Annotated in this window: 5 protein-coding genes; 1 reads left to right on the top strand and 4 read right to left on the bottom strand. The window is 70.5% G+C overall.

Translation table 11 applies throughout. The features are described from left to right. The 4 genes from GRC12_RS37890 to pglW all read right to left on the bottom strand — a co-directional run. The coding region (locus tag GRC12_RS37890; RefSeq protein WP_208784792.1) for a hypothetical protein at positions 1–1327 on the bottom strand (1327 nt) is incomplete at its 3' end. After that, positions 1324–2724: a KGGVGR-motif variant AAA ATPase gene (locus tag GRC12_RS37885; RefSeq protein WP_208784791.1), complete on the bottom strand. Its 1401-nt coding sequence runs from the start codon at positions 2722–2724 to the stop codon at positions 1324–1326. The genes GRC12_RS37885 and GRC12_RS37890, both read right to left, overlap by 4 nt. Continuing rightward, positions 2721–3230 carry a hypothetical protein gene (locus GRC12_RS37880; RefSeq protein ID WP_208784790.1) on the bottom strand — a complete coding sequence of 170 codons (510 nt, stop codon included), beginning with the start codon at positions 3228–3230 and terminating at the stop codon, positions 2721–2723. Before GRC12_RS37880 ends, GRC12_RS37885 begins: the two co-directional genes overlap by 4 nt. A 41-nt stretch (positions 3231–3271) precedes the next feature. Continuing rightward, on the bottom strand, positions 3272–7696 hold the full coding sequence (pglW, locus tag GRC12_RS37875; RefSeq protein WP_208784789.1) for a BREX system serine/threonine kinase PglW: 4425 nt from the start codon (positions 7694–7696) through the stop codon (positions 3272–3274). A gap of 590 nt (positions 7697–8286) precedes the next feature. Here pglW and GRC12_RS37870 point away from each other — a divergent pair. Continuing rightward, the gene (locus tag GRC12_RS37870; protein ID WP_208784788.1) at positions 8287–9150 is read left to right on the top strand and encodes a S1 family peptidase; all 864 of its coding nucleotides are present in this window, start codon (positions 8287–8289) and stop codon (positions 9148–9150) included. Positions 9151–9161 lie beyond the last annotated feature (11 nt).

Here is a 9161-nt window from a genome sequence, read left to right as displayed (position 1 = left end):
GGCGGGGGCCGGTGCGGACCAGTTCGGGGCGGTCGGCCTGGGTGTAGCGGGCCGACTCCTCGCGCAGGAGCTGTGGCAGGCCGCGGTCCCTCCAGATACTGATGATCTTGCCCTGGGCGATCGGGACCTGGCAGCCCTTGAGGGGCTCTATCGCCAGCTTCACCCACGGGGTGTCCTCGACGATCTGGTCGACGCGGACCGTGGACGCCTCGCGCACGCCGCCCCGGATCGCGTCGTGGTGCAGAGCGCGGGTGTGCGAGGGGTGGGTGCGGCGGGTGATCTCGGCGGCCTCGGACAGGGCCTTGAGGAAGCTGCGGGGGCTAATCCGGTCGTTGCTATCCGTCAGGTGGTTGGGCAGCCAGGTGTAGGGGCGGCCCTGGCGGACGTTGGTGCCCATGTACGGGTCGGCGATGCGCTCGAACAGCTGCTGCTGGGCCTTCTCGTCGTTGCGCAGAGCGGGTGCGGCTACGTACCGCACCGGCGTGCCGGAGGCCGGGGGCTGCCAGCCGCCGGTGCTGCCACGGAACCGCTTCGCCGCCTCGTCGTCCTCGTTGCCCAGGTGGTGGAACAGGAGCCCGTACAGGTCGGCGCGGGTCCACTCCAGGCGGGCCGCGTTGCCCGACAGCTTCGACGCGTCCGGGAAGAGCTGCTTGGCCGCGTCGAACATGTCGGGGCGGAGGAACACCTTCAGGCGGATGTTGCGGGTGCCGAAGCGCATCCGCATCGCGATGCGGAGCAGCTCGGCGATCAGCCGGTTGCGGGTGTCCCAGTCGCTGTGCAGATGCTCCAGGCCGTCGAAGACCAGCAGGTGCACGATGTCCTCGGCGGCAGCCTCCGTATCCGCCCGCGCGAGGGTGGCCTCCGCCGGGCCGGCGTTGGTCCGCAGCCAGGCGACGCGGTCTGCCCAGTCGGCCGCGTTGAGCAGCTCGGGCTGGCCCAGGGCGGTGAGCAGGACGGCATACCAGATCTCCTCCGGGAGCGCGCCTCCCGCGAGGAGGGAGGGCAGCACCAGGGGGCCCGGATAGTGCGGGGAGCCCACGTCCATGCCGAAGCCGGGCGTGACGCGCAGGCGGGTCAGCCGGTTGATGCGGTACTCGGTGGCCGCAGCCTCACGCAGCTCGGGGATGAGCAGGGAGCGTGCCCAAAACGTCTTGCCGACACCCCGGTCGCCCTGCACCACGGTGCTGTCCACGTACAACGCGGTGCGGTGTGCGTCCGGCATGTACAGGGTGTGCGGGGTGGGGGGCCGGGTGTCCGCGTCCACGGTGCCCTCCAGCGCGCGCGACATCAGGTCGCGGTACTCGCCGGGGGTCAGTGGCTCGGTCATGGGTTGTCTTCCTCGAACTCGGGGCTGACCCACCAGTCATCCGCGGGGTCCGCCACGATCAGCGGGACGGTCGTTTCCAGGAAGTCACGGTACGCGGCCTGGACGAAGGCACGGTCCTGCCAGTCCGGGGAGTTGGGCACGTTCATACCGACCAGGCCCGGCTCGAACAGGATCGGGATCGGCGAGTGGGGTGCGGATTCATCCTCCATGGCCCACGTGTCGTCCTCGGCGCCGCCGATCTCGCCCGGCGCGAGCGAGTCGTAGAGGACGCTGAAGGCGGCGTGGGCGTTCTTGCGGAAGGAGGCGAGGTGGGTGTCCTTCGAGTAGTGCACCGAGTCCGGGACCATCGACGCCACCATGCGCAGCTTCTTGCGGATGGCCGCGGCTTGCCCGGACGCCGCCCACGCCTCGAACAGGTCCTTGTAGCCCGACCAGGTCTGGTCATTGTCCGCGCCGAACAGCAGCGCGTAGTCGCACAGGTGCGAGATGGTCACGGCGGCCACGTCGTGGATGCCGGCCCGGCTGTCTAGCAGTACGACGTCGGGCAGGCGTCCGCTGTCACTGCGTTCCACCGCTTCCTCGCAGGCACGGACGGTCGCGGCCAGCCGGTCCGCGAAACGGGCGCCTTCCGCGTCGGCGTACACGCGGTTGAGCTTGTCCACATAGCCGTTGGGGACGCCTTCGGTGCCCGCACCGCGTGCCGGGGCGATCCACAACTCGCCATGGTTGCGCGGTGTGTACCCGGAGCGAGTCACGATCTTCAGGCCTTCCGCATTGCCGAGCGCCGACTCCACCAGGTGGTCCACGACGCCGTGCTGGCACAGGCTGCTGCCCGCGAGCAGGAGTGGGCCGACGCCGGGTGACTCCAGGTCGAGGTCGACGACAAGCACGATCATGCCCTCGTCGGCCAGCCGGCGGGCGAGAACGGAGGCCGCCGTCGTACGGCCCACGCCGCCCTTGAAGCCGTACAGGGCGGTACGACGGGTGCGGGTCGCCTCGTCCGTGGTGACGGAAGGAGGGGTGACTCGGGACCACTCCTCGCCGACCACCGTGTTGTCGAGGAACCGGACCGAGCCCGCTGCGGCTGTGGCCGGCATGACCACCAGGGTGCGAGGTGAGGCCGTCAGTGTTTTCGGCAGGCGAGTGACCGAGGTCAGTGCGAGCGGACGTTCCCCGCTGTAGCGGCCCAGTCGGCTGGTGAACAACTCCCGCCAGCGCTCAGCCTGTTCGTCGCTCGCTTCACCTCCCTCTTCGCCGTCGTCCACCACCAGGGAGAACCTGCCGAGAACATCCCTTACAAGCAGGACGTGGAAGCCTTCCGCGGCGACCTCGTGAGCGAGGGCGAAGGCGGCCGGGCGCGCCTCGTCGAAGCGGACCGGTGCGTCGTAGAGGGTCATGGCAGCTTTCCGGTGAATTGAACGTGCACATGCAGCTCGTGGGCAAGTGACGCCGCCTCCTGGCGGCGCGTCAGAAGCGCCAGGTCGAGGTGCGTTCCGTCGGAGTAGCGGTCGTCGACGAGCCACTTCTCGAAGTCCGCGGAGACCCTCGTCAGGGCTTCGGTGAGAGCCGGCCCAGGACGGCCGTCGAGCAGCAGCGGGAGGGCCTGGAGTATCTCGTTCACATGCCCGAGCGCCTTGCGCTTCTTGTTCTGGTTCTGGGCATTCGGGTCGTCCCACCAGAGACGGTCACTCTCGGAGCCTCCGCTGTTCCTCATGGAAACCCCGTTCGCCCCGGCAAACCGCTTCAGCAGCGCCTTCATCAGGCACTCCACCGCGAGCCCGAACAAATGGTCCGCGTTCAACAGCCGCCCGTCGCCGTGGAGATAGGAGGCGTCTTCGTAGTGGCGCTCCCCCGCGCAGGCGTAGTCCGTCTTTGATCTCTTGCTTTCCTCGTCGTCCCCCACGACGCAGATCATATGGTGTCCGGCTGATTCGGCGTCAGCCTTCAGCCCGCCTCGGGAAGCCCTTGCAACTCCCGCATGAACAGCCCCTTCAGGACCGTCCACTCGCTCACCCGGTCCACCACGTCCACCGTGCGGCCGTCGAGCGCCGGGGTGGCCTCCGGGTCGTCCATGGTGACCAGCAGCCACAGACCGTGAGGCGCGGAGGTGGGGCGGCGGGCCGCTTCCTGGAGGGAGACCACGAGCTCGCGGCCACCGGCCTCCCAGTAACGGGCCGCGAGCGAAGCCCGGTGCGCGAGCAGCACCGTGCGAGGGCCCGCCTGCTCGGCGAGGGTCGTGCACCGGGCGCTGACGCGTTCGGCGGCGAGCCGGGTGTACGAAGCCAGCGCGGCACCGATCCGGCCGGTGCCGGCGAACTTGGCGTCCGCCTTCAGCAGGGCCTCCCACCTCACCCGTTGCTCGTCGGCCAGCTCGCGCAGGGCGGTCAGGAACAGCTCGTCCATGTCGAGCGGCAGTACGTCGAACCGGGCGGCGAGGCGCTGCGCCGTGCCGGGCAGTTCGAGGCCCCGCACGGTCAGAGCGAGGAACCCGCCCCGGCGCACTGCCTCCTGAAGCCGTGCCTCCATCATCCGGCGCGGGTCGCGGCCTGCCGCGAAGTCGCTCTGCGCGGCCGCGTACAGCGCGCCGGTGCTGGTCAGCACGGACCCGCTGACCGCGGGCCGACTCTGCTCGGCATCCCGGTCGGGCGGGAAGAAGCGTCGCTTGTCCCGGTCGTACACCAGCGGGAAACCCGCCTCGGACAGCGCCTCCTCCAACTCCACGTACGTGACGTCGGCGAGCGCGCCGAGGCCGGGGAAACGGGCCCTCACGCGGGTCAGCAGATCGTCGGCGCCGACCCCAATGCCGGCCCGTACTCCGGCAGCTGCTTGTGAGATCCGCAGGGCCCGGTCGAGGCCCAGGTCCAGGGGGAACAGCTCGAAGCGCGGTGTGACGCCGACCCCGCCCGCCATCGCGGCGGCAAGGGTCAGCAGACGGGTGTCGGCCAGCGGTGCCATCCCCTCAGGGGCGGGCACGGCACGCAGCTCCCGCAGGACCGTGCCGCCGCCGGGCAGCGGATCGCGGGCCGCCACATCCTCGGCGGCCCGGCCGAGCAGGGTCGCGTACTCGGCGAGCTCCACCGGGGTCGGGTCATCGCTGCCTGGGAGGTCCACCAGGGCCAGCAGCACCCCGCTGCCGCGCCGCAGCATGGCGAACCGGGAGACCTCGTCCTCGTCGTCTCCCGCCGCGGCGGCATCATCGCGGCGGAACTCGATCTCGGCCGCCGCACGCACCACGGCAAGGGCCTGAGCCTGGAGGCTCGACCGGTCCTCCGTGGCGTCCTCGTTGTGCGGCGCGTGCCGTACGCGCAGCTCGGTGGCCAGCTCCCGGGCCGTCATCACCCTGCCCTGCTCGGACAGTATGGTCACCAGCTCATCCCGGATCCTGTCCAGCCATGTGAGCTCCGACCACTGATCGATCGCGGCACTCAGGTTTCCTGAGACAGTTGGCTGGCTGACACCGAGGGCCTTGGCGATTGCCGACTGGGAGGGCCACGATGGCAGCTCACCAGCCTGCTCGACACCTGGCAGGCCCAGCGTCGCGAGGACGATGTCGCGCCGGGGGCGCGTACGCCGACCGCCCTCGGCCGGAACAAGCCGGGCCGCGAGGGTCTCGACTGACTCCAGCGCCTCGACGGGGGCGTCGGCCGGTACTTGCGCGGGTACCTTCGGTGCGGCGCGCCTGCGTAGATCCTGGGTCCACTGGCGGTGACGCCGGTTGAGTTCCTTGCGGATCACGTTGCCGGCGCCGCGCGCGCGGGAGATCGTATGCGGCGGGACGTCCAGAAGCTGGCCCACCGTCTCGGCGCCGAGGCCCGCCGCCACCGACACGGCCCGGGGCGAAAGGCCCGCGGCATCCAGCGGGGTCGTCAGGTCCGCCGCGGCGGCAGCCTGCTCGCGGGCGTCCTCGATGTCGGCTGCCTGCGTGTCCACCGTCGCGGGCGTGGTCGGCGGCCGCGTCGAGTCCGCCCTGCGGAACACCTGACGCCAGGCCTCCTGCATCTGGCGGAGGCTGTCGAAGCGCTGCTCGACGTCACGGTGCAGGGCCTGCTGGAAGAATGCGGCCAGCCCGTCCGCAAGCGCTGACTCGAACAGTTCGCGGGCCACGTACAGCTCCGCCTTCGGAACGGTTAGCGGGTCGCCCTGGCCGTCGCCCCACACAGGGCGCTCGCCTGAGGCCATCTCGTGCAGCGTGACCGCGGCCGCGTACCACTCGGCGTGATCGTCGTAGCGGGCCCGGCGACTGCCCCCCAGGAAGGGATCGAGGTAACCACGGGTGCCCGCGTGGAGGTCCTGGTCGGGGGCGTCGGCCAGGGAGAAGTCGAACAGCATCAGCTGCCAGGAGCCGTCACTGCGCTTGAACAGGCCCAGGTTGTCCGGCTTGATGTCACGGTGGCGCACCCCGCGGGCGGCGAGACTGTCCAGGGCGTCGAAGAGGTCGTTGCCGAACCGCTCCAGCTGGGCGTACCCGAGCCGGCCCTCGCCGCGCAGCCGGGAGCCGAGGCTGACCGGCTCGCCGTCGTCCGCCGCCCGGAAGCCGCCCGCGTACTCGATCTCCAGGACGGTGTGTCCGCCCAGCTCGCGAGGGGCTGCGAGCAGCTTGACGATGCGGTTGCCGCCCACCTCGCGCAGGGCCTTCGCCTCCGCGTACAGCCGCGCGTCCTTCTCCCGGTCCAGCGCCACTTTGAACACCCGCAGCGACGCCGGGTCCGGTACCCCCTCCTCGACGCGGCGCACCAGCAGGGCTCGGGCGGTCGCGCCAGTTCCGAGAACTCGTACGACCTCCCATTCCTCGTCGAGGCGCCGGCCGGCCTTGGCGGTGAGCGGGTCGGTGACCTCGACGACGCCGCGCCCGCCCGTGGCGTCAGCGGCCTCCGCGGCGTCGAGCAGCCGCAGGAACTCCTCGGCGGACGACAACCGGTTCTGCACATCTGAGGCAGTGGCCCGGAAGATCAGGTCGTCAAGCGCAGCCGAGACACTGTCGGAGACCGCGTATGGGTGGAGACCGCCGTCGGCGGCGAGCCGGTCCACCAGGGTGCCCCGGGCGTCGGCGGGCGGCTTGCCGGTGAGCAGCAAAAAGGAGAGCGCGCCGATGCCGAAGACGTCGAGGTCCACCGGGTCGGCGAACTCTCTGGCGGTCTCCGGGGCGAGATACACCTGGGCGATGTCGGCGACCAGCCCAGAATCCAGCGGAGTCTGCCCGAGTGTGAGATGCGAGGTGGTGTCGAAGTCCCGGGCGGCGGTCTGCCAGTCGGCGATCCGCAGCACCGGTTCCGTACCGTCCTCGCGCGCGGAGACGTACACCGAGCGCGCCGACAGCGCCCGGTGGTACAGGGAGCGGTTGTGGGCGTACCGGACGGCCTCGGCGAGCTGGCGCACCAGGTCCAGGCGCACGGCGGGCGTGAGCCGGTCCCCGTACGCATTTAGGTACGCGTCGAGCCGCAGATCCGACTCCCCGTGTCGGAACAGGATCGCCGGGCCGCCCTGGTGCTCGCGGATCTGCACGGCCTGGACGATGCCGCGGTGATTGATGCCCTGCAGGACCTGGTACTCGCGTAGCGCCGCCCGGTCCACCCGGCCGCGCTGCTCCGCCGACGCTTCCTGGCCCGACAGATAGATCCGGACCCTGCCGTTCTCCTTGACCAGGCTGTCGTCGCGTACGGCGAGCCGGTCCTCCCAGCCGGGGCCCGCGTCCAGCGCACGAGGCGCGAGCCGCCAGTCGTCCCCGAAGCGCAGGTGGGCGGTGGAGTGGCTGATCCCGATGCGCTTCATCAGCATTTCGAGCCGCTGGCTGTCCTGCGGGGTGACACGCCAGCTCTCCCGCTCCGGCGGCAGCCCGAGCAGACCGTCCCAGATACCCGGCAGTCCGCTCGTGCCACCGTTGCGTCCGTACACCGAGGCGCGCTGGAACTCGTCCAGCCCGCTTACCAGATCGGGATCGTGTAGAAAGACCGCCGGCTTGATGAAGGGGATCTTCCCCTCGGGAATCCCCGCCGCACGCGCGGCACGCTCCAGCTGGGCCTTCAGCTCCTTGGCCTTGAGGTCGGTGAGGTGCAGCGGGTTGCGTAGCGTCCGCACCCGGTCGTCGTGGAACTGCCAGGTGTCCCCATGGTTCACCACCCGGCCCGGATGCCCCTTGAGCTCCAGCAGATAGACGCCGCCGGGTACGGCGATCAGCAGATCGCACTCGTTGACCCGGCCCGTGACACCGGTGAACCGGAACGTCGCCCACGCCCGGTACGGCTCGGCCGCCGGCATCAGATGCCGTACGTGCTCAAGGCCGTCCTGCTCCCACCGGAACCCGGACCGACGCGGCTGGAACCAGTGTTCTCGACGCGCCGGAGGACCGGGCTTGGCAGCGGTCGACGTCACTTGGAGTCCTCCGGTATTGGGCAGCGTCGTGATGGGCAAAGCCTAGCGACGTCACTAGAAGAGCCAGGCCGGGCCGATGCCAGTTGGATGGTTGGGCCTTGAGCGCGCCTCACCTCGTCGCCCTCGTCCGGACTGGCGCCCACTTCGAGGTCAGCTCATCGAGCGACCCGAGCCCAGCGCCACCTGAGCCATTTCAACCCGCTCCGCTCGACCGTAAGTGCCTTCCGCTAGTCGTCGGGGAGGTTGTTCAGCGCGGGGCGGAGCTCCTCGATGATCTTTGCCTTCTGCTGTGGGTCATGCCGGACAGGAAGACCGAGGTGGTGGACAATGGATCGGAGGGGCATGGTGGCACATCTCAATCCAAGATATTTCGCGAACTGCGCTCCCGACCCACCTGCGTTTATGCAGGTCAAGCACAGCGCTCACCAGTCCATACTGCGCGACTACCTGGACTAGATCGCGGACCTACGACACCCAAGGCCCGGTTCCCCTCGGGGAGCCGGGCCTTGTCGTGCTGTCGCGCGGGTGCGGGGTGCGGCGCGCTGGATCACCCTGGGTTTCCGATCATCATCCCAGTGTGAGGAGCGCGCATGCGTCGTCCCTTCATCCGGTCACTGGCCCGGCCGCTCGTTCTCGCGGCCGTAGCGACCGCCATACCGCTGCTGTCTGCCGCCCCCGCGCCCGCCGACGTCGTCGTGGGCGGTTTCCCGGTGGACATCTCCCAGAGCCCCTGGACGGTCGCTCTGTCCAGCCGTGACCGGTTCGGGGGTACGCGGGCGGGGCAGTTCTGCGGCGGGGTGGCCATCGGCCGCACGACCGTGCTCACCGCGGCCCACTGCATGGGCGAGAACGTCCTGGGGGCGCCCCCGGACCGGGTGCGCGATCTGAAGGTCATCGCGGGCCGTACTGACCTGCTCTCGGACCACGGCTCGGAGATCCGGGTGCGTGAGGTATGGGTGAACCCGGCCTATGACACCGAGACCAACGCCGGGGACTTCGCCGTGCTCACCCTGGCCGAGCCGCTGCCGCAGGACGCGACCCTTGCGATGGCCGCGGCCGGTGACCCGGCGTACGCGCCCGGCACGAGCGCCACGGTCTACGGGTGGGGCGATCTGACGGGCGGCGGCGACTACGCGCGCACACTGCGCGCCGCACGCGTGCGCGTACTGCCCGACGCCCAGTGCGAGAGGGCGTACCCGGGGAGCGTCGACGGCACCTACGCGGCCGACAGCATGGTGTGCGCCGGGGAGACGGAAGGCGGCCGTGACGCCTGTCAGGGGGACAGCGGCGGGCCTCTCGTCGCCCAGGGGAAGCTGATCGGGCTCGTGTCGTGGGGGAGCGGCTGCGGCCGCGCGGGCAGTCCCGGCGTCTACACGCGCGTGTCGGAAGTTGTACGGGCCCTCAGCCCGGGGCGGGTCTCGCGGGGGTCCGAGAGGGGCGTGGACGGCAGCTGACGGCGTCTGCC

The organism is Streptomyces griseorubiginosus, from assembly GCF_017614965.1.
In the GTDB taxonomy this organism is placed as follows: domain Bacteria; phylum Actinomycetota; class Actinomycetes; order Streptomycetales; family Streptomycetaceae; genus Streptomyces; species Streptomyces griseorubiginosus_B.
Note: the sequence above shows the minus strand (reverse complement) of the source record. Positions and strands in the feature narration are given on the sequence as shown.

Bases quoted from the DNA above. Each gene is read 5' to 3' on its own strand.
- GRC12_RS37885 (WP_208784791.1), bottom strand. From the start codon at position 2,724: ATGACCCTCTACGACGCACCGGTCCGCTTCGACGAGGCGCGCCCGGCC.
- GRC12_RS37870 (WP_208784788.1), top strand. From the start codon at position 8,287: ATGCGTCGTCCCTTCATCCGGTCACTGGCCCGGCCGCTCGTTCTCGCG.